We start from the raw sequence: 24,950 nt of genomic DNA, 5'->3' as shown, positions 1-24,950 counted from the left end.
TAAAAAAACGCCTCCTTGGAGGCGTTTTCTATTTTCAAAATTTGCAAAACTGAATTGGCTCGTGCATCAAGGTGTCGCGGTAGAGAACGCCTTGGTCTGTATGCTGAATCGTTTGTGTACAAATCCACTCTACCACTTGCGGGTAGATGATATGCTCAAGCGTATGTACACGCTGGGCCAAACTATTCACACCATCATGTGAACCAACTTGCAGTACACCTTGTGCTAAAGCTTGACCTGCATCGAGTTCAGCCGTCACATAGTGCACGGTACAGCCATGCAGTTGATCGCCAGTATTCAAGACGCGCTGATGGGTATGCATACCTTTGTAATGCGGTAGAAGAGAAGGGTGAATGTTGATCATTTTCCCTTCCCAAGCACTGACAAATTTCTCACTTAAAATACGCATAAAGCCAGCAAGAACCACCAAGTCCACATCCCAATCGAGCAATTGTTGATGCATGACATCATCAAAAGCTTCACGATGAGGATACTGTTTGTGCTCAATGACCGCTGTCGCAATACCTGCATTTTCAGCACGCTGTAGCGCATAGGCTTCAGGTTTGTTGGAAATGACACCCACAATTTGCCCTGACAGATTGGCATCAATCAAGGCTTGAAGGTTTGATCCACTTCCCGAAACCAGAACAGCAATTTTAATCATATGACTTAAGCGAATACCACACGGATTTTTTCGTCTGCGCCTTCAACTGACTCAGCATTGTCTGCGATATGCCCCATAGTGAAAGCTTTTTCACCAAGGCTATTGAGTCGTTCAACTGTTTTATCCGCATCAGCTGCATCAACAACTAAGACCATGCCTACGCCACAGTTGAATGTGCGATACATTTCGAACTGTTCAACACCACCTTCACGTTGAAGAAGTTTAAACAATTCTGGCCATTCCCAAGATGCTTCATTCACAACAGCTTGAGCACCATTCGGCAATACGCGTGGTAAGTTACCTGGTAAACCACCACCAGTAATGTGCGCCATTGCGTGTACATCAACTTCTTTTAAAAGTTGAAGAATAGGCTTCACGTAAATACGTGTTGGTTCCATTGCAACATCGGCAAGTGGACGACCATCAACGATTTGCGCCAAGTCAACGTTTTTCACGTCTAAAATTTTACGAAGTAGAGAGTAACCGTTTGAGTGAGCACCACTTGATGCAACACCAATTAAAACGTCACCCGCTTTGACTTTAGAGCCATCAATAATTTTGCTTTGCTCAACTACGCCTACACAGAAACCTGCCAAGTCGTAATCTTCGCCTTCATACATGCCAGGCATTTCGGCAGTTTCACCACCAACCAATGCACAACCAGCAAGTTCACAGCCTGTACCGATACCAGTAACTACGTTTGCAGCCACATCTACATTAAGATGGCCAGTTGCATAGTAGTCAAGGAAGAATAATGGCTCAGCGCCACATACAAGAAGATCGTTTACACACATTGCAACCAAGTCTTGACCAATCGTGTCATGACGGTTCAAATTCAATGCTAAACGTAATTTTGTACCAACACCGTCCGTGCCAGATACGAGAACAGGTTCTTCATAACCTTTAGGGATTTTACAAAGTGCACCGAAGCCACCTAATCCGCCCATTACTTCAGGACGAGTAGTACGCTTCGCGACAGATTTGATACGATCGACTAACGCGTCGCCCGCTTCAATGTCGACACCTGCATCTTTGTAGCTTAAACCAGTGTTTGGGGTAGAAGTTGAGTTGCTCATAATGAAGTCTCCGCATTCGCGGGGCGATTATACCTGAATATACGAAACACATATGTTATTTCTGCGCTAAAATGTTATCTTTACTAAAATATTTTTCTCAATAACGATTAAATCTGACAAAGGCGAGATTGCATGCAAGATCGTACACTTAAACGTATTTTTATTTTGGCAGGAATCGCGCTCATACTCTGGGTGTTGTATCTACTCAAGCCTGTTGTTTTACCTTTTATTGGTGCATTTTTAGTCGCTTATCTGTTTAGTCCACTGGTCGATAAACTGCATAAAATTGGCTTACCACGTTGGTTATCTATTAGTGCTGTTTTTATCGGTATTGGCGTTGTCATTACATTGGCATTTTGGTATTTAGTTCCACTGGTATGGGAACAGTTGATGTATGCAAAGAACAGCATTCCTTCAGGTATACATTGGGCAAATTATAAATTCCTCCCTTGGTTATCTGACAGTTTTAATCTGGTCCCAATGGAATTAGATGTTGATCAGATTTCAGCCGCAATTATGGAATATGTACAGACCAACTATAGTGCAGACAGTATTCAGGCTATGATTGCCAAATTGGCTCAGTCTGGACTGAACTTCATTCAGATTGGTGGTACTGTTGTGCTGATCCCAATTATTGCATTCTATTTTTTATTAGATTGGGATCGCATGCTGGACAGTTTCCGTCGTCTTATTCCACGGCGATATGAAGAACAGACCTTAGTCATTGTTAAAGAATGTCATAGTGTACTTGGTGCATTTGTTAAAGGTCAGTTCTTGGTCATGGTGCTCTTGGGCGTGGTCTATGCAATGGGCTTACAGTTAATTGGACTTGAAGTCGGTTTGATTATTGGGATGGTGGCTGGGCTATGCAGTATCATTCCGTACTTAGGTTTTGCTGTCGGAATTATTGCTGCAGTGATTGCAAGTTTATTCCAGTTTGGTATTGATTGGATGCAACTACTCTTGGTTGGCGTGGTCTTTATGATTGGTCAGGCAGTGGAAGGCTATATATTACAACCGTTTTTGTTGGGCGATAAAATTGGCTTGTCTCCAGTTGCTGTGGTATTTGCAGTGCTGGCTGGTGCGCAATTGGGCGGTATTTTAGGAATGTTAATTGCATTGCCTGTCGCTGCTGTGATTGTGGTCTTATTAAGACATGCACGTGAGTTTTATGAAAACAGCCCAATGTATAGTACATCTACTTATGTTGTGCAAGATTCATCAGCGGGTTCAATTACGATTGAAACTGATCAGGTCGATGTTGATATTGAACTAAAAAATCAAGCGGTAAAAGCTCAGCAAGCATCTGAAAATTCAAGTAAGATTGATCAGATAGACCATAAAGAAATTTAGGATACACAAACCAGCATGCGTCAATTGCAACTAGATATTGAACCCCAACTCGATGCCCGAATCAGTGATTTTTCTGGGCCGGGATGGGGGCATGTTATCGATGCGATTCGTCAGTTACATGCGGGTTTAATGAATCGTTTTTATGTGTATGGTAGTGCAGGTTCTGGGAAAAGTCATTTACTTTCAGCAATTTGTGATTCTTATTTGGATGTGGGTAAAACAGCGATTCAGGTTTCATTACTTGAACTGTTGGATGCGCCAACAGAAGCAATTACTTCTTTAGAGCGTTTTGACCTTGTCGCTTTAGATGACATCGAAGCCATAAGCGGTGTGCCGCATTGGCAGAAAGCGGTTTTTCACCTGATCAACTACAATAACGAAGAAGGCGGCCAATTGGTGTTCTCTTCTCGTGTTGCACCGATTGAATTAAAACTTGAACTACCTGATTTACAATCTCGCCTGACGCAAGCTGTAAGTGTGAAAGTACCAAACGGAAGTTTGTATGCCGATCGTTCTACATTAGTGATGTCGGTTTTATCGCGTCGTGGGATTCATATCGATCAACAGATTATTGATTATTTACTCGCGCATGGGCCGCATCAAACCTCGGTATTATTGCAAAGTTTAGAACAACTAATTCAACTACTAAAAGGTGAGAAAACCAAACTGAGTAATGCAAATCTCAGACAAATTTATGCGCTAATTGACGAATATCGGTAAATCATAATATTACTTGAGAAATTGTCCGAGCTGTGACAGAGTACAAAAAATTGTTAGATATTGCAGGGATTTTGCAATCTAAGAATAAAAAGAAAAGATAAAATAAAAGCAAGGAGATCGTTATGCTCAAGAAGAGCATAGGTGTAGCTACGCTATTGGTGGCGAGTCATGCCTATTCGGATAATATTAAAGTGACCATCACTGACGATATTGTCAAAAATGACACGGAATGTTCACTTCGCGAAGCTATCGACTATATTAATCAAGGTATGCCTGAGGCGGGTTATTATGGTTGCGGGGGCAAAGATGCGATTTCCACCGTCATGCTTGAGAAAAATAAAACCTATTTGCTAAATACCCATCTTGCGATCAAAAAAGATTTAACACTCAGAACAAGTTATGACAGTTCTGTGGGGGAAGAAACTGTTCAGGGTTTAAGTAATGCCATCTTAAAAATGAATGGTTCTGACAACTTATTAAGGGTTGATAATGCTGAGAATGCTTTAATTCGTGTGTTAGTAAAAGAGGTTACTCTACAGGGCTGTGCGAAAGACTGCGGTGTGAATCAAGGTGGTTTAATTTATAACAATGAATATTTAGGTCTTGAATACGTCAAATTAACAGGTGGTTTTGCAGGGCAAGGGGGTGCGATTTACAATGTCGCAACCTTGCTCAAAGATGGTACTAGTCGTAGTCTAGTTGAAATTCGCTCTACTCTGGTTGAGCAAAACCAAGCGGCACAAGGTGCTATTTTGTATGGGGACGCGCCTTCTTTTCGGATTTATAATTCAGTTTTCAAAGAAAATAAAACAACAGATGCAAGCAGTGCCAATATTTACTCTGTCAATAATGCAGCTGTTAAAGAAGATACAACCTTATCCAGTTTAGCATCACGTCTGGTCAGTAGTACCTTTGTGAAAAATACAGGTTATGTCGTCAATGTTCGAGATGGCATGGCTTTGAATAACTTAACGGTGGTGGGAAACAGTAAAGGGATTTATTTCAATCCATCTACAAACTTGGCTTATCTGGCCAATAGTATCGTTTTAGGGAATGCTGAAAATACCATCACACAAAACTGTGCTGGGGATTTAAGTAAAGCAGTTCTTCAGAACAACTTAGTCACGCAAAGTGACTGTGGCAGTGGTGCGAGCTATTATCCGAATGAGTTTTGGTCTGGCGCTTTGATTGCAGGCAGTGATGTGGTGGGTGAGTGTAAAACCATGTCTGCAGATGCTGACAGTTTATTGTGTCCTTATATTGTTCCCAACCAAAAATTTTTAGGCTATATCCGTCCACGCATTTTAATGAGTCAGACGCATTGGTTAGATTCTCCAATTGTGAACAAGGGTAAAGTGGTTGTAAACACAACGGATTCTTTAATTGGCTGTGAAAATTCAGATCAACGTGGTGTGAATCGAAATACGAATAATACCTTTTGTGACCGTGGTGCAATTGAGATTGAGGTCCCAACGACCATTAGCTTAATTGGTGAAGATCTGATAGCGGGGCAAGTAGCTAAACTTTCTGTTGCAGATCTGCTTGGAGATAGTGATCTACTGTCCAAAACCGAATGTGCAAGCTTGTTCAAATCGGCTAAAGCGCCAAATGGTGAAGAGTGGCAACCCGGTTGTATGCGGGTGCAGCAGACTCAAACGGTATCGAAAGGTAAAGTGGTGATTGATGAACTAGGAAATATTACTTACACGCCAAATGGAGCATGGCATGGTGCTGATATTTTCAGGTTACAGCTGGTCACAACCACGACACGTTTTGATGAACATATTCCGTTCGTCGAAGTGAATGTACAAATTGTACAAGAACCGCAAAATCATATGGAAAGTGACAAAATTAAAACTTCTGGGGGCAGCACGGGTATTCTGAGCTTACTGGGGTTATTTGCTTTAATTTTGCTGCGTCGAAAATAAAAAGAAAAGGGCGAACATGAAACACTTTAAAAAAGGACTATTGGGTGTCATGGTGGTAGCTGCTATGACATTAATGGCTGCAGAAGATAGAACAATTCATGTCAACACATTTGATGATGAAGATAATGTGAACATGAATCAATGTTCACTCCGTGAGGCAATCAAAACAGCCAGTTTAAATAAGGCTTATGGCGGCTGTAGTGCTGGGAATACGGGTTCAGGTCAAACCGATTATATTCAGTTAGCAGCCGGGACGTATAAGCTGAGTAAGGAAATTGTTCCCGAGTCTAAAGTGGTGGTTTTTGGGAAAAGCCCTTATTTAGATCGTGAAAAAAATCCCATCACTTTTAAGTATCCAGCGCTAGGTGAGCTGACTTCACGGATTGATGCGGGTGGAAAGTCACGTTTATTTAATACCATTACCAAGACCAGTTTGACGCTAGAGAATGTCATTCTAGAAAATGGTTATTCGGCAGATGAAGGCGGTGCTTTACTGGTCGGTGGAGCATTAACCTTAAATAATGTACAAATTCTAAACTCAAAGTCGGATAAAAAAGGTGGAGCACTCTATCTCGTTGGTTCTGGTGAGCATCAGGTGACTGTAAATAATAGTGTATTACAAGGTAACCAAGCGACTGTAGGTAGTGTGCTTGCAATGCAATGTTATGCAGGGCTGTTGGATGTAAAAACGAATATAGAGTTTAGAGCGAATAGTATTATTTCAAATGGTCAGATATCGAATCTAAATACATTCGATTTTTGTGGTAACCCAAAAGTTGCTATGGCGAATAATACGATCGCAAAAAATACTGTGAATACTCTAAACGGGAGCATCTTGTATGCCGTTAATACCCGAGAGCATAATCTGAGTCTTGAAAGTAGTTTCTTATTTTCAAATAACACCATTGTAGAAAACAGTGCCGCGAGCGTTTTGGATTATGATGATTTCGGTACGAAGTCGTTGTATTACAATGTACTTGCATATAATGGAAATACATCATGCCGCTATGTCGGTTCTCAGACACTATCCGACAAATATGATGCCGGTGTGACGGCAGGTTACAATGCGTTTGATACTGCAACCAGTCAGTGTGAACTGGCAGCAAGTGCACGAATACTCGATGGTACGACAGATACCAATATTGATGTGAAAAATGTGGCTATAGGAAGTCTACTCAGTTCCTTAACTTCGCCATCAAAATATAATTTATTCCGCCCAATGTATTTTCCGAAAGTGAATAGTGGAGGAGTTGATTTACTAGATACCAACAGTAAATTGAGCTGCAATGATAGTGACCAGCGTGGTCTAGACCGTATTGTCGACGGAACATTGATGTTAGCACCTGCGGAAGCTAACAGCTGTGATATTGGATCGGTTGAGTTGCGTCGTTTAGCAGCAGCGGATATTGCTGATTTGAAAAATACCTCGCAGGCAGAACGTCTTCAGGCGTATGAGAATAATATTAAGGAATTGGAAGAATTAATCGCCGATAAAAACACCAATCCAGACTTTTTGATCGAGTTTAATGAAGAGTTAAAGCGTTATAAAGAGCTTTTAGCGGCAACCAAACTACATCAAAAATACCGAGCGATTTATGTCGATCCCTTTCAGTTTGTCTTGCAAGATGAGGCTGTGGTCAACACTGCTGATGGAACGTCGGCTTTAAAAGAAATGAACACTGAGAATTATACCATTACTGAAACTCAGGTATTAGGTGTAGGTGTTCTCAGCGCCAAAGATGGTGTGTTGGATACCTCAAAACTCAGAGCGGATCCAACTTTACGCTGTGAGTGGAAGGATGATTTAAAACAAATCATGATTTATCGCACCGATGGTAAGCCTACAACAAGCACGGAATATGTGTATTGCCAATATAGTGTAAAGAGTAAGGCTACGCAGGCAAGTTCTTCGGGGATTCTAAAAGCGGAGTTTAGCAATATACAACCTATTGCCAAAACGGATGAATACACCCTGAATTATGGTGGCACTTTAAAACTCAATGTAAATCCACTTGCAAATGATAGTGATGATGGTGATGGACCGATTAGTACAGTCGCGGCAGAACATCAGCGTCCAGCATTTCACCGTGATGCGAATGGAAAGGATCTTGCTATTCGTATTGTACGTCAGGATGCAGGCATTAATATTAAGCCAGAACGTACAGGTTCTTGTCCGGGAGAATATGAAAAATATGTATGTTATGGCGGCAATATTGAAGTCGAAGTCCGCAATAATTTCAGTCCATTCCCTTATGAAATTGAATATGTGATCTATGATGCAGAGGCTGAAGAGTCTAAATCTGCGATGATGTATTTTACGAACACCGCTAAAAATACCAATACGGAAGCGAGTGGCGGTGGTGGTGGCTCAATCAGTGGCCTTGGGGTGCTTGGATTGTTGTCATTAGCGTGGTTTAGACAACGACGAAAAATATAAATGTAGCCATAAAAAATGCCTCACATGAGGCATTTTTTATGGCTGTTTCTAAAGTATTTACATTCAACTAGGCATCTTAATGTGTAGCAGTGTTGCTATGGATGTACTTGTTGATATATTCATTTCGAATATTCACACGTTCATCTGCATCTGCTTTTTGCATGCGTACACGTAAATCACGTCGTTCTTGGGTGCTCATCTGTTGCCAAGTGTCACGCATTTTTTGCTTTTCTTGTTCAGGTAACTGAGTAAACCAGTCCATACGTTGTTGCAGGGCTGCACTTTGCGCATCGGGCAGTTCTTTAAGGGATTGGTAACGTTGAATCAACGCTCGTTGTTCTTCTTCAGACAACGACTCCCATGTTTCAGACACTTGGGTATCTGCATCTTTAGAAAAAATCCAAAAACGATCAAAACCTGCAAAACTGGTTTGTAAAAAACCTAGCGTGCAAAGTGCGAAAGCGACACGTTTAGCTGCCATGTGGAACAGTGTCCTCACCTAAAACCAATAACATTTCTAAATCTTCAACCATTTGAGGTGAAAGTTTAGGAGTCGAAACCACTTGGTTATGTGGCTTTTCATCAAGGGTTATAGAGTTCGGAAGTACGACAAAGCCAGCAATAGCCGCAGCTAAAGCAAAACCAGACATTTTCCAAAGGCCATAACGTGAGGACTTTTGATCTTGAATGTCATCAAGAACATGTTGCATCACCACGGGTTTGTTCTTGTGGTGTTGCGCGAGCCCATCAAGTTTGGAGGTTACTTGCTTTAAGAAATCATCTTTCATTCGGATGATCCTCCTAGATGTGGATTCAAATGTGCGAGAGCATTGCGTAAGCCTTGAATCGCACGGTGGTAATGAGTTTTAACGCTGCCTTCAGAGCAATTCATGATTTGCGCAGTGGTTGCAGTATCAAAACCTTCCCATGCACGTAACATAAATGCTTGCTGCTGACGAACCGGAAGACCAGCAATGGCTTCTTGAATTTCATCCGCAGTGACAGCTTGACTTAAGAAGTCTGAAGGATTCAGCGCTCTTTCATCGACCACCTCATTGACTTCAAAATCGTCATCATCAAGACTGACTTTTTTGAAGAAAGAAAACGGTTGTGCTCGACGTGCTTCTTTACGACGCCAATCCTGTAATTTATTGGTTAAAATGGTATAGAACAGGGGATACCATTCTTCCGTAGATCGATCTGAATAAGATTTGTGTAATGAAATAAAAGCTTCTTGCACCAAATCCATGGCGATACCCTGCTGGTTTTGGGTGGCAGTTTCCATCATTACTAACGCACGACCAGTCACTTCTTGCATGAAGTTTTTTAGGCGAGACTCGGCGGTACTCTTTAGAGTACTAGAATCCTGCGTTTTAGACTGTTTGGGTGCTAAATCCATAGAGATGGAAAATCCTGTCATCGGATACCCACCATTATTTCCTCGATCATGTGCCTATAACGTTGGAAATAATGGTTTGGTTGACAACACAAGTAATTATTTTTTCTAGTGTAATCTATTTTTTCTACTGAGCCGACTTTAGTTAATATAACTTAACGATTTTAAAGTCGTTGACGCACCATTTCAAAAAAGCAGATTGAACCCGCAATAGCGACATTGAGAGATTCTTGGCCACCAGGCTGTGGGATGCTTAGTGCTTGAGCATGTGCCAAAGCAAAGTCAGAAACTCCTTGGCCTTCATTGCCTAAGATCCAGACACAAGCTTGTGTTAAATCTTTTTGATATAAACTTTCGGCCTGATGTGAGCTGGTCACATACACTGGAATTTCAAAGCGTTCGAGTACATCTTCGATGGCAACGTTTTCATAGGTGTTGAGTGAGAAGTGTGCACCCATGCCTGCGCGTAATACACGTGGTGACCAGAGTGCAGCAGAACCTTTGGTACAAATAACTTGCTTAATACCCGCTGCTGCAGCAGAGCGGAGCAGTGTACCTACATTGCCTGGATCTTGAATGTTTTCCAAAATCAAGGTATCGAAGCTAAAGTCTACACTTTGGCTTGAACTTGGTAAGTCTACAACTGCCAGGAAGGGCAAAGTGGTCCCTAATGTGCTTAAGTCACGATATAGGCTTTCAGCAATGACAAAAACAGCACCCTCATATTCATCTAAAATATCGCAAATATCAGGGTGTTCGAGTGCATTTTCAGTGGTGAAAATAGAATTGAGTTTCTTCTTTTTTTCAACCCAAGCTAAGCCTAAGTGTGTCCCTTCAAGCACAGTTTGACCTTGCTTTTTACGGTAGCTACTTTGCTCTATTAAACCGCGCAGATGTTTAATCTTTGGGTTGTCTTTTGATTCAAGAAAAACGATTGACATGGGAGAGACTCATGCGCATAACGCTTCAGATGGCTATGCGCATTTAAAAAAAATTAGTTGTGGTAGCCGGTCACTAAATCGACTTCGTTTTTAGAACCAATAATCACTGGGACACGTTGGTGTAGGTCAGTTGGTTCGATGTCTAAAATACGAACGCGACCCGTTGTTGATGCACCGCCAGCTTGTTCAATTAGCATACTCATAGGGTTTGCTTCATACATTAAACGCAGGCGACCTGCTTTTTTCGGATCTTTGAGGTCGTATGGATACATGAAAATCCCGCTACGGCAAAGAATACGGTGAATGTCGCCCACCATACAAGCCACCCAACGCATATTGAAGTCTTTCTCACGTGGACCTGTTTTACCTGCAAGAAGTTCTTCAATATAACGTTTTACTGGGTTTTCCCAGTGGCGTTGGTTTGATGAGTTAATGGCATATTCTTTGGTATCTGCTGCCACTTGAATATTTTCAGAGGTGAGCAAGAATTGTTGAGTTTCTGGGTCAAAGGTAAAGAACACCGTACCTGCGCCGACTGTTAGTGCCAACATGGTTGATGGGCCATAAAGTACATAACCCGCAGCAACTTGTTGGTTGCCTGCTTGCATAAAGTCTTCAGCTTGTGTCACTGCATTTTTTGCAGGCAAGATTGAGAAAATAGTCCCCACACACATATTGATGTCGATGTTGCTTGAACCATCAAGTGGGTCAAATAAAACTAAATATTTGCCATTTTCTTGAGCTGGCGTGAATTCATCCAATTCTTCAGACGCTAAACCACCAACTTGTGGGTGGATTTTTAGAGCATCAATCAAATAATCATTTGAAATTACATCCAGTTTTTTCTGTTCTTCACCTTGCACGTTTTCATGCTGCGCGCTACCTAAGACACCAGCTAAAGCACCTTTTTGTAAAGCTTGATCGATGGTTTGGCAAGTAGCAGCAATGGTGCTAATCACTTGTGCCAATTCAGGCGTAAGATTTCCCGTTTGTTGTTCTAAAAATTGGGACAGATTGAGATATGACATAAGGGGGAGGACTCCACTAAAACTTGAATACGTAACAAAATCAACATTGCGCTATATTTTAGTCGAGAACGAGACAAAAGAACAATTAAACTCGACTATTTGCTTCGATTTTACCCTTGCAAGTCTTGTGGAAAGTGCTATGTTGATGGAAGGAATATCAGGTAAAAATAGGAGCACAACAATGACAACGCAAAAATTTGATGCGACTCCAACGCCGAGCGAAGGGATTAACTTAGATGATATTTCAGACGATAGCGTGAAAAAAGCGTGGCAAGATTACGAAGCAAAGGCTGAGTATAAAAAGTTCAATAAACATGACATGATTGAATCTATGCAACATGCTGAAGAATCTGATGAAAATCCCAAGCCTGAACAAGTTTAAGTCATAAAAAAAGCGCTCATCGAAAGGAGCGCTTTTTTTATTTCAGTTGTAATACCAGCATTATTTTAAAAGTGGTGGCACTGCTTCGTAGTTAATTTCTACGCGACGGTTTTCTTTCCATGCATTTTCGTCATGGCCTGCATTGATTGGCATTTCTTTACCGTAACTAACTGCTTCAAGCTGGTTCGGACTCACACCTGTGGTGATTAAGAAACTTTCAACCGCTTTGGCACGACGTTCACCCAATGCCATATTGTATTCACGTGTACCGCGCTCATCGGTATGACCTGTTAACGCCACACGCGAATTTGCATTTGCCATTAAGAACTGCGCATGAGCTTGTAGCGTTTGGTAATCATCATTGCTGAGGTCGCTACTGTCATAGTCAAAATGCACAACGCGTTTTGCTAAAAATGCTTTGTTGGCTTCAGTTACGCCTTTTGCCGATGCACCTGCAAGATTTTGTGCATTTAAAGCAGCATCTTCACTTAGACCTTGAGTATTGACTGTGGTTGAACCATTTGGGTTTTGACCCGCTTCAATTGTCGCAGCGGGTTTGCGGCTCGCACATCCTGTAACTACAAGAGCAGTCGCTAAGATTGGAAGGGCTAAAAGTTTGATCGATTTCATTCTTCATCTCCATGAAAATTGATGATTATTAAATGACTAGTCATTAAAAAAGTTATTTGGGTGCCCAAGCGGGTTCACGGACTTCACCTTGTTCACTTGGTAAATTCATACGGAAACGGCCATCCAGTGACATGATCGACAACAAACCACGTGAACCTTCACGCGTTGCATAGACCACCATCTGCCCATTTGGCGAGAAACTTGGTGATTCATCCAAACTGGTTGGCGTTAAAATATTGGTGACACTTGAGTTTAAATCTTGAATAGCGACTTTATAGTTACTACCACTTGGACGGTGAACCAGTGCCAGCTTTTTGCCATCGGCACTGAGCGTACCACGTGCATTGAATGCGCCACGGAAGGTCAGGCGGTTATAATTACTATTTGCCAAGTCATAACGGTAAATTTGTGCAGAACCACCACGGTCAGAAGTAAAGATAAATGACTTACCATCTGGTGCATAACGCGCTTCAGTATCAATGGCACTGTCGTTGGTCATACGTTGCAGCTGACGGGTTTCCAAGTTCATTTGATAGATTTCCGGGTTGCCATGCATAGAAGCGGTGAACAGCATACTTTTCCCGTCTGGAGAGAAGCTTGGTGCGCCATTTAGACCCCGGAAGCTAGCAAGCTTTTCACGCGCACCTGTGGAAAGGTCTTGGACATAAATTGCAGGGCGTTTGGTTTCAAACGACACATAAGCGATTTTCTTGGCATCTGGAGTCCAAGCAGGCGATAGAATGGGGTCGCGTGACGTTAAAATTGTACGTGGTTGCTCACCATCAGTATCCGCGATTTGTAGTGTATAGCGTTGCTCTGGTGTAGCAGGATTGCGTAGTACATAAGCAATACGACCGCTAAAGTCTCCTGGAATACCAGTTAATGCTTGATAAATAGCATCACTAATCATGTGTGCAGCAGAACGAACGCGTGATGCTGGAACAGTTAATAATTCATTTAAAAGATATTGTTGTTTTTGGACATCATAAAGTTGGTAATGAACTTCGTAACTGCCATTTTCAGTGGTTTTTACTGTTCCTGTAACGACATATGGAACACCTGCAGCCTGCCAGTTGGCTGCGTTCGGATTATTCATGCTGGCGGTTGCAGGTAAATTTTTTGAAGCGCTGGTAAATTTCCCTGAGCGGTTTAAATCTGTTTCAATAATAGGATAGAGGCTACTGTCATTGCTAAAAGGTACGATTGCAATTTTAGGCGCTTCTTCAGGTGCTTTTGCAATTTCTAAATGAAGCTGAGCATGCACTTGAGTCACTAAGACTGGGCTGAAAGCAGTTAAAATGGCTAGGCTAAGAAGGTGTTTACGCGTCATTTCCATCATTCGTTATTTACTCAAACAAACGGCTTTTATTGTGGGTTTAATTGTTCTACATAATGGCATGATTTTCTAATATTAAAAGCATGAAATTATGACTGATCTGTTATAACACTGTGAAAAATGAGTAAGAATTAAGTCGTTTAAGCGTAAATGCAAAAACACATAGGTAGATATGTGTGATAAGGGAGAGTGGCGGTTTGCTTATATGGAGTGAAATATCGACTGAAATTAAAGACTTCACATCGATTACTATTGAACATGGATACAGATTAAACGTATTTAAAATAAGTTATTTGAGTATATAAAAGTACTGAGATTTAGGCTAAAAATCCCCCTGACTGTTCAGAGGGATTTGGATTATTTTGCAGTAAAGGATGAGGTAAAGCTTTGTGCTTGCCGGCGCGCTTCTGGATCTGAAGGCATTGGATAGGGTGCAGCAGAACGAACAGCTGCTTCGACGCTGGCTTTCATGTCCGGGTCACTGGAGCTCACGATCACAGAACGTACAGCGCCACTATCCGAAAGCGTGACACGTGCAGTCGCGGTTTTACCCGTTGAACCTGCTGGGGTATCCCAAGCACGCTTAATTTTATTTTCAAAGTCGCGCTTTGCCGTTGAAGCAATTTGCTTTGCTTCAGCTTTCTTTTGTGCGGCTTCTTCGGCAGCTTGTTTTGCAGATGAAGCACGTGCTTCTTCAGCCGCACGCTCTTTGGCATCGGCATCGGCTTTACGTTTGGCATCAGCGGCAGCTTTGGCTCTTTCGGCATCAGCTTTGGCTTTTGCGTCAGCATTTGCCTTAGCTTTATCCGCATCAGCCTTACGTTTCGCATCAGCGTCAGCTTTGGCCTTCGCTGCATCTGCTTTAGCTTTAGCATCGGCATTTGCCTTGGCTTTATCGGCGTCTGCTTTGGCTTTTGCATCAGCGGTGGCTTTTGCTTTGTCCGCATCGGCTTTACGTTTTGCATCAGCGGCAGCCTTGGCTTTATCGGCATCGGTTTTGGCTTTTGCATCAGCCGCAACTTTAGCTTTATTGGCGTCAGTAATTTGTTGCTGCTTTTTAGCGAGATCTGCTTTCTTTTGTGCCTCTAGCTTCGCTTTTTGTACTGCCTCTGCTTTTTTCAATGCTTCTAAGTTTGCTCGGCGTTTGGCATCTGCTTCGGCTTTCGCCGCTGCATCTGCTTTGGCTTTCTCAGCATTTTTAGCTTGCTCCGCTGCACGGGCAGCAGCACGTTCTTGCTGAGCTTGTAGTTTTTCAGCTTCAGCCTTTGCACGTGCCTGAATCTGCTGCTGTAGTTCAGCTTTACGCGCTGCCGCTTCAGCAGCTTTAGCATCCGCTGCTGCCTTTTGAGCGTCGACCTTTGGCACAACGGGTGTTATAGGTGGTGCAGTTGGGATAACAGGTGCAGGCTCTACAACTGGTGGAGCAGTTTGTGTGATTTCTTTGGCTACATTTTCATGTGCTGTTTCCGTAAACTCTGTTTCTTCAAGCGTAACAGGCTTTAAGTCCTCAGGTTTGATGAGCACAGTTCTAATTTGCTTCGGTGGCTCTGGTGGTTTACTCATACCAAGATAAAGTAAGCCAACAACAGCAATCACATGGACACCAAAGGTAAATCCAAGCGCGATGGCTTTTTGTTTAAAAGGTGGCTTTTTAAAATCTTTCATAAATTACTTTAATGGCTCTGTGAGTAATCCAACTTGGCTGAGGCCCGCTTCTTGTAGGCTGTTCATGAGCGACATGACTTCGCCATAAGAGCGTGACTGTTCACCTTCCACAACAACGGTTAAAGTTTTATTTTCAGCCTGAGCTTGTTGCTGTGCTTCACTTAAAATAGACGTCAATTCAGATAAAGCCAAAGGTTCAGCTGAACTGTGTGTTTTATATTTAAGGAAATAGCGACCTTCTTTATCTAAGCTGACCATTGCAGGTGCATCTTTTGATTCAATGGGGTTGCCATTGGCCTGAGGAAGATCGACATTGATGCCGCTAGTAATCATGGGTGCGGTGACCATAAAAATCACTAATAATACGAGCATGACGTCAATATATGGGACGACGTTCATCTCACTTTTTAGTGGTTTTTTAATGCGCTCGAAGCGTCCTGAACGTTGAATTGCCATTAGTCATGTTCCTTAGTTTCACCCAAAGACTGACGTTGTAATAACGCAACCATTTCTTCTGCAAATAAAGCACGATCGGAGTAAACCGTTTCGCCTTTTCCTGTGTAATGGTTAAATGCCAATACTGCAGGAATCGCTGCAAATAAACCAATCGCTGTAGCAATGAGGGCTTCAGCAATACCGGGTGCAACCGTTGCAAGGGTGACTTGATCTACGTCTGCTAAACCGATGAATGCATTCATGATGCCCCAAACGGTACCAAATAAGCCAACATACGGGGCAACAGAACCAATGCTGGCCAAAGCACCTAAGCCTTGTTCAAGTTGGCTTTGGTCACGACTTAGACCGACGCGTAAAATACGTTCTGTGCCTTCAATGGTTTGAGCTGTAGCAGCATTGCGTTTTTTTAGTTTTAAAAACTCGCCTAAACCTTGATAAAAAATATCCTCAAGGCCGACACGTTTGGAGTTAAGTTGCGCATTGTTATACAGCGTATTCAGTTCAGCACCTGACCAAAAAATTTTTTGGAAATGGTCATCGTCTGCCTGTGCTTTTTTATAACTCATGTGTAACTTGGCAATCAGATACCAGCTAAACAGCGAGGCCAAAAGTAAAGCCAGCATTACCAGTTGTACGACTGGGCTTGCTTGTAATATTAGATCTGAAACTTGAAGAGATGATTCGAGTTGAGTTGCCATAGTTACTACATGTGCCAATAATTTTTTTAGTCTTGTCCTAATTCTTTTAGAATCAGTTCGCGGATTTCATCGGGAAGTCGACGTGGTTTCATTTCTGAACTGATACATGCCAATTCGACCTCACCAGATGCAAGCATGATTTCACCACGATAAATATTTTGTTGCAACACAAATGACGTAGCCTTACACGAAACAACACTTGCTGTAACAGTAATTAAATCATCCATTAAAATTGGACGTGAATATTTCACATTAATTTTGTGTACAACGAAGTTATAGTCTTTTTGATGCCAGTAATGATCTACACCAGAAGCACGTAACCACTCAGTACGGGTACGCTCCATAAAGCGAATATGATTGGCGTGGTAAACAATGCCACCTGCATCAGTATCTTCAATATAGACACGAATGTTGAATTCAAATTTATTCGCCATGAGAGTATTCCGTTTTTCCAGTTGTACGAGTCGATTTAGATTGACTTGGCGCTTTTATATTTAAGGACAGGGTCTTAAAATTGATGCACGTCAAAGTACTAATGCGTCGCAGTTTAGCATTATGAGATTTCACTCCAATGGCACAAGATGTCAAATATTGTGATTCATGACTGTTGGGGGAGTTGAACGCTGTATGGCTATAAAAATATAAGGATAAGGGAATGAATGGTTATTTTAAACTGCTGCTTATTTTGGCTGTGGCATTTGCGCTGTGGACATATTGGCTTAAGCCTGAGCAAGGAAGCAGAAGTTTAGAGTTATATTCACCGATTGAAAATGTACAGCAAGTTGAAGGCTACACAATTACTTCCTTAGAACCATATGCGGGAGAGTTTCGTGTGTTGGCGCGTGAAAACTATAGGATGGGTCGTGAAGCAGAGCTAAGTCCTGTGGATTTTGCTTTGGGTTGGAACGAGATGGCGAAGCCTGAAGTCTACAAGCAACTATCTATTACACAAAGTAATCGTTGGTATTATCGGCGTTATGAGAACAATCCACCCATTCCAGTAAATGATATTGCCTCGAGTAGTGCCAATACGCATTTGATCCCAGCCAATAAAGTTGTTGCACAAAAACTTGCAGATATTGATGTAGACGACATGGTTTATTTAAAAGGGCAACTGGTTGAAGTTAAATCGGCTGATGGTTGGACGTGGCGCAGTTCACTGAGTCGGACAGACACAGGGAATGGGGCGTGTGAGTTAATGCTGGTCGAAGAGGTGAGAGAAATTTCCTCTTTATAAATTGTCGAGAGGGGATGTATAGCCAAGGCTTGTGATGGATTCTCGTTTAAAAAAAAGATAATGTTATTTAAATATTTTATAAATGCATACCCAGTATTGTATTAAGAAGCTGACTAATAGAGCGACTAGGTATAACTTTATTAAAACGTGAATAATAACTTAAAATGGCATTAAATTTGCTTTTAGCGTTATGTAATTAAATTAGGGAAATTTACATATGTCAACGCGTTTAGCATTATCTATAGCTGTCACATCTGGTCTTTTAGCACTTTCATCTTTCACTTTTGCTGATGACTTTCAGGTTTTAAAACAACTAGAAAATAAGCCAATGTTATTAAAAAAAGGTGAATATCAAGGGAATTATTATGTTCCAAGTACATTAAAAACAATTACATGGGGCTATTTACCAAATAAGAATGCTAAACCAGTATTAACAGTTCCATCGGAAAGTACAGTGACCTTTGATACTGTTTCACATGAAGGATTGCTTGAAGATCAGGGGAGAGATGCTGAAAAGTATTTTTCATCGCATGGGGTTGAATCTGAAAATGTTCTAGATGAAGCAAAATTAATTACGCGCTCCAATTTAAAGCATGATTTTCATAAAGATGGTCCACACATCATCACAGGTCCAATTGCAATTGATGGTGCAATGCCTGGGGATATTTTAAAAGTTGAAATCTTAAAAGTTGAACCACGAGTTCCTTATGGTGTGATTTCAAATAGACATGGAAAGGGTACATTACCTGAGTTTCCAAAGCGTAAAAAGATGGATGGAGCTTCAGCAAATAATCCAGATGCATATGGTAATGTTTCTATCTTTACGCCAATTGAAAAAAATAAAAATGGAGTTTGGGAAGGTGTTTTAAAAACTGATACAGGCCCATCAATCCGCTTTCCTTTAAACCCATTTATGGGAACTATGGGGGTGGCTGCAAATACAAGCGAACCTGTGCATTCAGTACCCCCATCATTTTATGGAGGAAATATTGATATTAATGAGTTAAGTGCTGGGGCAACGGTGTACTATCCTGTACAAGTGCCAGGTGCACTGTTCTATACAGGTGATAGTCATTTTGTTCAAGGAGATGGTGAAGTTTCCTTGACTGCTCTTGAGGGATCAGCACGGGCAACGTTTAAAATTACATTGTTAAAAGCGGGCAAGGATAAAGTACCTGGTAAAACCATTAGACAACCTCTAGCAGAGAATGCGGAGTTTTGGATTACGCCTGGTTTAGACGAAGATTTGGACGAAGCAATGCGTAAATCAACACGTGAAGCGATTCGCTTTTTGGTTGATGAATATGGTATTTCAGAAGAAATTGCATATGCTTATTTAAGTGCCGCTACAGACTTTGAGGTATCCCAAGTGGTTGATCGTACCAAAGGTATTCATGCCATGATCCGTAAAGCAGACTTTAATGAGTTTAAAGAAACAAAGAATAGATAGTGAACCAAAAAGAAGGCGGCATTAAGCCTCCTTCTTTTGCATTAAACAGGTATTTTAGGGTTTATCCTTCGGTTCAGGCGGTGTCATACCAAACTGCAAATACGCCATATTGGTGGCAATACGGCCACGGGCTGTCCGCATGACATAACCTTGTTGAATCAAATATGGTTCAATCACATCTTCTAAAGTACCTGAGTCTTCAGCCATTGCAGCTGCCAAAGCTTCTACACCACCAGGGCCGCCATCAAAACGTTCAAGTAACATACTCAAATAACGACGGTCTAAAGTGTCTAAACCATCTTTATCGACATTGAGCATATCGAGTGCACGCTGAGCCATATCTTGTGTCACTTCACCAGTACCTTTGACTTGCGCATAGTCACGGACACGACGCAGTAAACGGTTTGCAATACGTGGTGTACCACGTGAACGACGTGCAATTTCTGCTGAACCTTCACGTGTAATAGGTACATCCATCAAATTGGCAGAACGAGTCACAATATGTGTCAAGTCAGTGACTGAATAGAATTCAAGGCGTTGCACAATACCAAAACGGTCACGTAAAGGAGAGGTGAGGAGTCCAGCACGTGTGGTTGCGGCAACTAAAGTAAAAGGGGGTAAGTCGAGCTTAATTGAACGCGCCGCAGGACCTTCGCCAATCATAATGTCGAGTTGGTAGTCTTCCATGGCTGGGTAAAGAATTTCTTCAATCACGGGGGAAAGACGGTGAATTTCGTCGATGAACAGCACATCACCTTCTTCAAGGTTGGTCAGCATGGCTGCCAAATCCCCAGCCCGTTCTAGTACGGGGCCTGAAGTCGACTTGAGGTTTCCACCCATTTCACGGGCAATAATATTGGCAAGTGTGGTTTTACCTAGTCCCGGTGGACCAAAAATTAAGGTGTGATCGAGGGCTTCACCTCGACCACGTGCTGCGCCAATAAAGATTTCCATTTGCTCACGAACTACGGGCTGACCGATGTAGTCATCGAGTGAGGTCGGGCGGATAGCGCGGTCGATATGATCTTCGGGTTTTTCGGAACCACCGATGAGACGGTCTTGCATATAGTTAAATCAATCTCTGGCTGAACTTTCGAGGCACAGCCTCAAATTATGATTTGTGTTTAGGTACCATTGTGTAGGCATTGCCTTACTTTTGAAAGATCAAAAGTAACAAAAATCTTATGTTGGATTGAGGATATGTCCTTATATCCCAATCCAACATGGCGACATCCATGTCGCCTTCATGTATCCAATTTAGGTGTATTGGTGTGTCTATTTTGGATTATTTATTCATCGATTTGAGTGCAGCACGGATGATGTCGCTCGCTTCAGTAAAATCACCTTTTGCAGCATTGACCAATTTCTGTGCTTCTAAAGGTTTGTAACCTAAAGATTGTAAGGCCGCTTCAGCTTCTGCCACGGCAGAGTTGCCTGTGAACTGAATTTGTTCAACGGTTGAGTTGCTTGGCACAGTGCCTGAAGACATCGCTTTAAAGCGATCACGTAACTCAATCATCAAACGTTCAGCAGTTTTTTTACCCACGCCCGGTACTTTAACCAGTGTATTTATATCTTCATGTTCGACAGTATGAATCAGCATATCGACGCTGAGCGTGGATAAGATACCTAAAGCCATTTTAGGGCCGACACCGTTGACCTTTAATAGGGTGCGAAAAATGATTTTTTCTTGTTGATGTAGAAAACCATAGAGCAGTTGAGCATCTTCACGCACGGCAAGGTGCGTCCATAAGGTAATGTTCTGGCCTTTTTGTAGTTGGCAGAAGGTCGTCAGTGGTGTATCAATTTCATAACCGACACCATTTACATTTAAAAGTACGGTGGGTGCTTCTAGTGCGAAGACTTCACCAATAAGACATCCGATCATGTTGTGTGATTCACTTTTTTATCTATGGTTGCATAGTAGTGAGCATTGCGCAGAAAGGCAAAAGACTCATGGAAAATTGAGTTCGGATTGATGGCTTTATCATCAAACTGGATGTTGATGACTTATTTAAATCAATCCTGCCTTATTGCCTTGTAACTCTTGAGACAAGTTGTACGCTTGGTGGTCCGAAAATTTAGAAATAATATCTAAGACCTGCATGATATTTTCATAGTGGTTGCTACCAAAGTGCGCACCAGAACGACATAAAATAGCCATTAAGCGTTGTTCTTTAAAGCTCAATGTTTTATGCGGTGTAGTGAGCGGAATAAAGGCATCTAAAATGTTTTGTAAGCTTTGATGGGCAATAATTTCCAAACCCGCTTTTTGTGGGTGTTCAAATATTTTATCGCGAGCTAAATCCTTTGCACGGTTAATGCCTAACTCAATATCAGCAGCGCAGTATTGCAGTAAGCTGCCAGCCAGTTGTCCGTTTAAAATTTCAAAATGATGCTTAGCAAATGCCGATGTGACTTCTTCAACCAGACGTTTCATCACTCGTCCACGTAGGGCTGCAATTTTTTGCTGCCAAGTTGTATCTGGCATCGACAGTTCAGTTGGTGCGCTATATTCACCTAGTAAGCTTAAAAAAGTCGGTTCGACTTCTTCATAAGACAACATATTTAAAATAATGCCATCTTCAAGATCAATCAGGGCGTAGCAAATATCATCTGCTGCTTCAAGTAAATAAGTCAGCGGATGACGGCAATAATGATATTCACCCAGTTGAATCAGTCCAAGTTGCTCTGCAATTTGTTGAAGGATTTCTTTTTCTGCCTGATAGCAACCAAATTTGGCACGTTTACTGGCAGGAGTATTACCTTGTGACTCGATGGTTTTAGACAACCATGGATATTTTAAGTAAGCCCCAAGTGTTGCATAAGTCAGACGCATGCCACCATCATTAGGGTGATAGTCAATTTTAGTCAGTAAGCGTAGACCTTGGGCATTACCTTCAAATTGACGTACATCGGCTTGTTCTTCTGCGGAAAGTTTCTCTAAAAAGTTTCCATGTGACGCATCGTCAAACCATTCACGAATAGCATATTCACCCGCATGACCAAACGGTGGGTTCCCAATATCATGTGCTAAACAAGCCGCTTGAATAATGGCTCCAACATCGGCAGGGGAAATCCACATTGGTAGTTCATCTTTGATTTTTTCCGCTGCGAGCATGCCAAGAGAGCGTCCAATGCAGGAGACTTCGAGCGAATGAGTTAAACGGGTGTGAATGCCATCGTGTTGAGTCAGTGGATGGACTTGGGTTTTTCGGTTCAGTTGGCGAAAACTTTGGGAAAAAATAATTCGATCATAATCTTTGTGAAATGGGCTACGTGCCAATTCGGTATTTTGTTTTTTACTTCCAATACGAACTGTTGAGAGCAGTTCCAACCAACGCATTTGCATCATTTATCGTTATTCAGTGAGTTATTGGCTTCATCATGCCAAAAAAGTGTGACGAGCTCTAGAGGGCTGCGACATAAGTTGTCTTTTAATTTATGACTTTTGGTTTTCCCTATACTTTTCACCATTATTCTGAAAAAAATGGATGATGAAATCATATAAATTCATTTCAATCATCTGCCATTTATTTCGTGCTGAAAGGGGGGAAACAATCATGATTGTTCTAAATTCCACTCTGTTTTGATCAAGTATGACTAATTAGACCTAACTATATTGATTTTTTAAATAAACTAACTATGGGCGGTATGCCAAAACTCCTGTGTAAGTGTAATACGATTATTTCTTTAGGGGAAATACCTTGCCTACACGAATAATCTTATATTTCAGATCAAAACTATGATCAATATTCAGCACAAATTGATGCGGAAGAATTAGGGTCTGTTGACATTTACTGTTCATAATTAACCCTATAAAGGTAGCCATAAAAATATACAGGCTAAAGCAACAGAACTTTGATAATTTCTTTTGAGCTTGTCATATCGAGTAGCTATTCCTCTAAATTGCTTTAATCTACAAAACATATTTTCAACTAAATGCCTGATTTTATATAAACACCAGTCCATATGGTCATTGTTCGATTGGCTATTTGTTTTTTTTGGTATATTCGCTTTAGTCCTTGTTTTCCTGATCTGTTCACGCAGTGGTTCTGAATCATAGCCTTTATCTGCACATACCACTTTTGTCTCTTTTAAATCTAATGTTGATATTAAATCAGGTGCAACTTTAACATCATGTGTGGTTCCATCGGTAATCATGAAATCAATAGGATTGCCATGTGCATCAACAATCAAATGTATTTTTGAGGAGTTTCCTCCTACACTTTTAGAAATAGATTGATTCGCTATACCGGCAGAATGTTGATGAGCACGTACATGAGAGCCATCAATAAAAATCCACTCCATATCGGGGCATGAGGCTAGTAATTTGAATAATCTAAGTAACTTACCGCTGCTTGACCAACGATTAAAACGTTTGAAAATAGAGTTTGAATGACCAAAACAACAAGGAATATCTCGCCACGGACAGCCTGTTCTAATTCTATAGAGAATAGCTTCAATAAAATTGCGTAAATTTGAGTTGTGGTGAATGGATAAATTACGCAGAATAACTTTCAACTTTTGCCAGTGTTGATCTGTCAGCATGGTACGAGGCATAGCGAATAGTAAAATTGGGTTTGGCGATTTGATTTTACTACTTCGCTATTTTTTTAAGCTAAAAGTGTCAACACACCCTATATAAAGATTTGAAATCAGTTATTTTATATCTTGAGTGTAAACGACTATTGATTTTCCACAATGGATGGGATCCAGAACCTATTTATTATGAGCCTGAGAAAAATATGAATAAAAGCTTATTATTAGCTATCAGTATCTTATTATCCGCTTGCAGCCAACCTAATCAAAATAAACAGATGACTGCATCTGAAAAAGTTGAATCAAAAGTTTCTCAAGTTAAACCAAACTTATCGGTTGAAAATAAAGTGATCCAAGATTTACCTATCGCTACTTTTGCCTTTCAACAAGAGGGCGATCAGTTCATTGCTAAAAATTGTATTTGGACAGATGCTCCACGCGCAGAGGGGAAAAATTATTGGGCGATTTTGCTCAGTAATGAAATAAATGGTAAATCTAAATTTACCAAAGAAGAGCTTCAATCCGAAAAAGTTAAAATTGGAAAACCAATTAAAAACTGTAATGGTGGCTCAGAGGATGAAAATCAAAAATATTCCTATGAAATTGATAGAGAAGGTGATTTAGTTAATTTTGTATCATTGAAAAATGATCGAATAGTACAAAATTCTGATCACACCTTTAGCATTGACCTGAATAAAAACGGTACACCTGAGCAAATCTATGTTTGTTATAACATGGAAAGTTTAGATGCATTTTTTATCGAACCAGCTTTTGATCATCCTTATTTAAAGCGAGTGAATGTGCAACTTCCTTATGCAATAGATGGTGAAATTGATGAAGAGCTTCAATGTGGGAATATGTTTTATAAAAAGAACGGCATCATTGCTAAAGAAGATCCGAAAACAGGCGAGTACATATATTCAGTCAAGTAAATCAATTGTTACTAATCATGTTTAGCAGCGAAAGTCAAAGAAATTCGGACATTTAAAACCACGATTTCAGCATATTTTA

At 41.2% G+C, this 24,950-nt stretch carries 24 protein-coding genes and 1 pseudogene; 8 read left to right on the top strand and 17 right to left on the bottom strand.

The annotated features are described in order from the left end of the window. Positions 1-34 precede the first annotated feature (34 nt). Together purN and purM are read right to left on the bottom strand one after the other, a co-directional pair. Positions 35-664, bottom strand: a complete 630-nt coding sequence (gene purN, locus ACSC9N_RS10320; protein WP_010326398.1) for a phosphoribosylglycinamide formyltransferase — start codon at positions 662-664, stop codon at positions 35-37. 5 nt (positions 665-669) lie between these two features. Next, on the bottom strand, positions 670-1,740 hold the full coding sequence (gene purM / locus ACSC9N_RS10315) for a phosphoribosylformylglycinamidine cyclo-ligase (RefSeq protein WP_010326399.1): 1,071 nt from the start codon (positions 1,738-1,740) through the stop codon (positions 670-672). Between the two features lie 132 nt (positions 1,741-1,872). Between purM and cxpE the strand changes: the two genes are divergently transcribed. From cxpE to ACSC9N_RS10295, 4 genes are all read left to right on the top strand, one after another. Further along, on the top strand, positions 1,873-3,093 hold the full coding sequence (gene cxpE / locus ACSC9N_RS10310; protein WP_010326400.1) for a chloramphenicol efflux transporter CxpE: 1,221 nt from the start codon (positions 1,873-1,875) through the stop codon (positions 3,091-3,093). A 15-nt stretch (positions 3,094-3,108) separates the two neighbouring features. After that, positions 3,109-3,813: a DnaA regulatory inactivator Hda gene (gene hda, locus ACSC9N_RS10305; protein WP_010326401.1), complete on the top strand. Its 705-nt coding sequence runs from the start codon at positions 3,109-3,111 to the stop codon at positions 3,811-3,813. A 122-nt stretch (positions 3,814-3,935) separates the two neighbouring features. Continuing rightward, positions 3,936-5,741 carry a rhombotarget A gene (gene rbtA, locus ACSC9N_RS10300; RefSeq protein WP_010326402.1) on the top strand — a complete coding sequence of 602 codons (1,806 nt, stop codon included), beginning with the start codon at positions 3,936-3,938 and terminating at the stop codon, positions 5,739-5,741. Between the two features lie 16 nt (positions 5,742-5,757). Then, positions 5,758-8,178, top strand: coding sequence for a CSLREA domain-containing protein (locus ACSC9N_RS10295; RefSeq protein ID WP_010326403.1), 2,421 nt, complete (start codon positions 5,758-5,760; stop codon positions 8,176-8,178). 76 nt (positions 8,179-8,254) lie between these two features. Here ACSC9N_RS10295 and ACSC9N_RS10290 read toward each other — a convergent pair whose 3' ends face one another. From ACSC9N_RS10290 to ACSC9N_RS10270, 5 genes are all read right to left on the bottom strand, one after another. After that, positions 8,255-8,659, bottom strand: coding sequence for a DUF3106 domain-containing protein (locus ACSC9N_RS10290; RefSeq protein WP_010326404.1), 405 nt, complete (start codon positions 8,657-8,659; stop codon positions 8,255-8,257). After that, positions 8,649-8,966 carry a hypothetical protein gene (locus ACSC9N_RS10285; RefSeq protein WP_010326405.1) on the bottom strand — a complete coding sequence of 106 codons (318 nt, stop codon included), beginning with the start codon at positions 8,964-8,966 and terminating at the stop codon, positions 8,649-8,651. Before ACSC9N_RS10285 ends, ACSC9N_RS10290 begins: the two co-directional genes overlap by 11 nt. Then, entirely contained in the window at positions 8,963-9,577 is a 615-nt protein-coding gene (locus ACSC9N_RS10280) for an RNA polymerase sigma factor (protein WP_010326406.1), read from the bottom strand. Before ACSC9N_RS10280 ends, ACSC9N_RS10285 begins: the two co-directional genes overlap by 4 nt. 161 nt (positions 9,578-9,738) lie before the next feature. Further along, complete coding sequence (locus tag ACSC9N_RS10275; RefSeq protein ID WP_010326407.1) at positions 9,739-10,515, bottom strand: TrmH family RNA methyltransferase; 777 nt, start codon at positions 10,513-10,515, stop codon at positions 9,739-9,741. 53 nt (positions 10,516-10,568) lie between these two features. Further along, complete coding sequence (locus tag ACSC9N_RS10270) at positions 10,569-11,543, bottom strand: class 1 fructose-bisphosphatase (RefSeq protein ID WP_058952079.1); 975 nt, start codon at positions 11,541-11,543, stop codon at positions 10,569-10,571. A 181-nt stretch (positions 11,544-11,724) separates the two neighbouring features. On the opposite strand from ACSC9N_RS10270, the gene ACSC9N_RS10265 reads away from it, so the two are divergent. After that, on the top strand, positions 11,725-11,925 hold the full coding sequence (locus ACSC9N_RS10265; protein WP_004980614.1) for an NF038105 family protein: 201 nt from the start codon (positions 11,725-11,727) through the stop codon (positions 11,923-11,925). A gap of 60 nt (positions 11,926-11,985) precedes the next feature. Here ACSC9N_RS10265 and pal read toward each other — a convergent pair whose 3' ends face one another. From pal to ybgC, 6 genes are all read right to left on the bottom strand, one after another. Then, positions 11,986-12,555 (bottom strand): peptidoglycan-associated lipoprotein Pal, encoded by a 570-nt coding sequence (pal, locus tag ACSC9N_RS10260; RefSeq protein WP_004693879.1) that lies wholly within the window; start codon positions 12,553-12,555, stop codon positions 11,986-11,988. Positions 12,556-12,607: 52 nt separating this feature from the next. Further along, positions 12,608-13,891 (bottom strand): Tol-Pal system beta propeller repeat protein TolB, encoded by a 1,284-nt coding sequence (tolB, locus tag ACSC9N_RS10255; protein ID WP_010326409.1) that lies wholly within the window; start codon positions 13,889-13,891, stop codon positions 12,608-12,610. Between the two features lie 357 nt (positions 13,892-14,248). Further along, positions 14,249-15,556, bottom strand: a complete 1,308-nt coding sequence (gene tolA / locus ACSC9N_RS10250; RefSeq protein ID WP_010326410.1) for a cell envelope integrity protein TolA — start codon at positions 15,554-15,556, stop codon at positions 14,249-14,251. Positions 15,557-15,559: 3 nt separating this feature from the next. Then, positions 15,560-16,012: a protein TolR gene (gene tolR / locus ACSC9N_RS10245; RefSeq protein ID WP_004693872.1), complete on the bottom strand. Its 453-nt coding sequence runs from the start codon at positions 16,010-16,012 to the stop codon at positions 15,560-15,562. Further along, entirely contained in the window at positions 16,012-16,710 is a 699-nt protein-coding gene (gene tolQ / locus ACSC9N_RS10240) for a protein TolQ (RefSeq protein ID WP_004980607.1), read from the bottom strand. Before tolQ ends, tolR begins: the two co-directional genes overlap by 1 nt. A 26-nt stretch (positions 16,711-16,736) precedes the next feature. Continuing rightward, positions 16,737-17,144, bottom strand: coding sequence for a tol-pal system-associated acyl-CoA thioesterase (ybgC, locus tag ACSC9N_RS10235; protein WP_004693869.1), 408 nt, complete (start codon positions 17,142-17,144; stop codon positions 16,737-16,739). A 221-nt stretch (positions 17,145-17,365) separates the two neighbouring features. Between ybgC and ACSC9N_RS10230 the strand changes: the two genes are divergently transcribed. Beyond that, on the top strand, positions 17,366-17,947 hold the full coding sequence (locus ACSC9N_RS10230; protein ID WP_010326411.1) for a hypothetical protein: 582 nt from the start codon (positions 17,366-17,368) through the stop codon (positions 17,945-17,947). A 217-nt stretch (positions 17,948-18,164) separates the two neighbouring features. Beyond that, positions 18,165-19,397: an acetamidase/formamidase family protein gene (locus ACSC9N_RS10225; RefSeq protein ID WP_094148599.1), complete on the top strand. Its 1,233-nt coding sequence runs from the start codon at positions 18,165-18,167 to the stop codon at positions 19,395-19,397. Between the two features lie 54 nt (positions 19,398-19,451). On the opposite strand, the gene ruvB is transcribed toward ACSC9N_RS10225, so the two are convergent. From ruvB to ACSC9N_RS10205, 4 genes and pseudogenes are all read right to left on the bottom strand, one after another. Next, the gene (gene ruvB / locus ACSC9N_RS10220; protein WP_005399718.1) at positions 19,452-20,462 is read right to left on the bottom strand and encodes a Holliday junction branch migration DNA helicase RuvB; all 1,011 of its coding nucleotides are present in this window, start codon (positions 20,460-20,462) and stop codon (positions 19,452-19,454) included. 220 nt (positions 20,463-20,682) lie between these two features. Further along, the gene (gene ruvA, locus ACSC9N_RS10215) at positions 20,683-21,285 is read right to left on the bottom strand and encodes a Holliday junction branch migration protein RuvA (RefSeq protein WP_010326413.1); all 603 of its coding nucleotides are present in this window, start codon (positions 21,283-21,285) and stop codon (positions 20,683-20,685) included. A gap of 126 nt (positions 21,286-21,411) precedes the next feature. After that, entirely contained in the window at positions 21,412-22,752 is a 1,341-nt protein-coding gene (locus ACSC9N_RS10210; RefSeq protein WP_029574990.1) for a deoxyguanosinetriphosphate triphosphohydrolase, read from the bottom strand. A gap of 442 nt (positions 22,753-23,194) precedes the next feature. Next, positions 23,195-23,960, bottom strand: a pseudogene (locus tag ACSC9N_RS10205) (IS5-like element ISAba31 family transposase). 185 nt (positions 23,961-24,145) lie between these two features. Here ACSC9N_RS10205 and ACSC9N_RS10200 point away from each other — a divergent pair. Continuing rightward, complete coding sequence (locus tag ACSC9N_RS10200) at positions 24,146-24,871, top strand: hypothetical protein (RefSeq protein WP_010326416.1); 726 nt, start codon at positions 24,146-24,148, stop codon at positions 24,869-24,871. Positions 24,872-24,950: the final 79 nt, after the last annotated feature.

The organism is Acinetobacter sp. PC34 (assembly GCF_051789135.1).
Lineage (GTDB): Bacteria > Pseudomonadota > Gammaproteobacteria > Pseudomonadales > Moraxellaceae > Acinetobacter > Acinetobacter johnsonii.
Note: the sequence above shows the minus strand (reverse complement) of the source record. Positions and strands in the feature narration are given on the sequence as shown.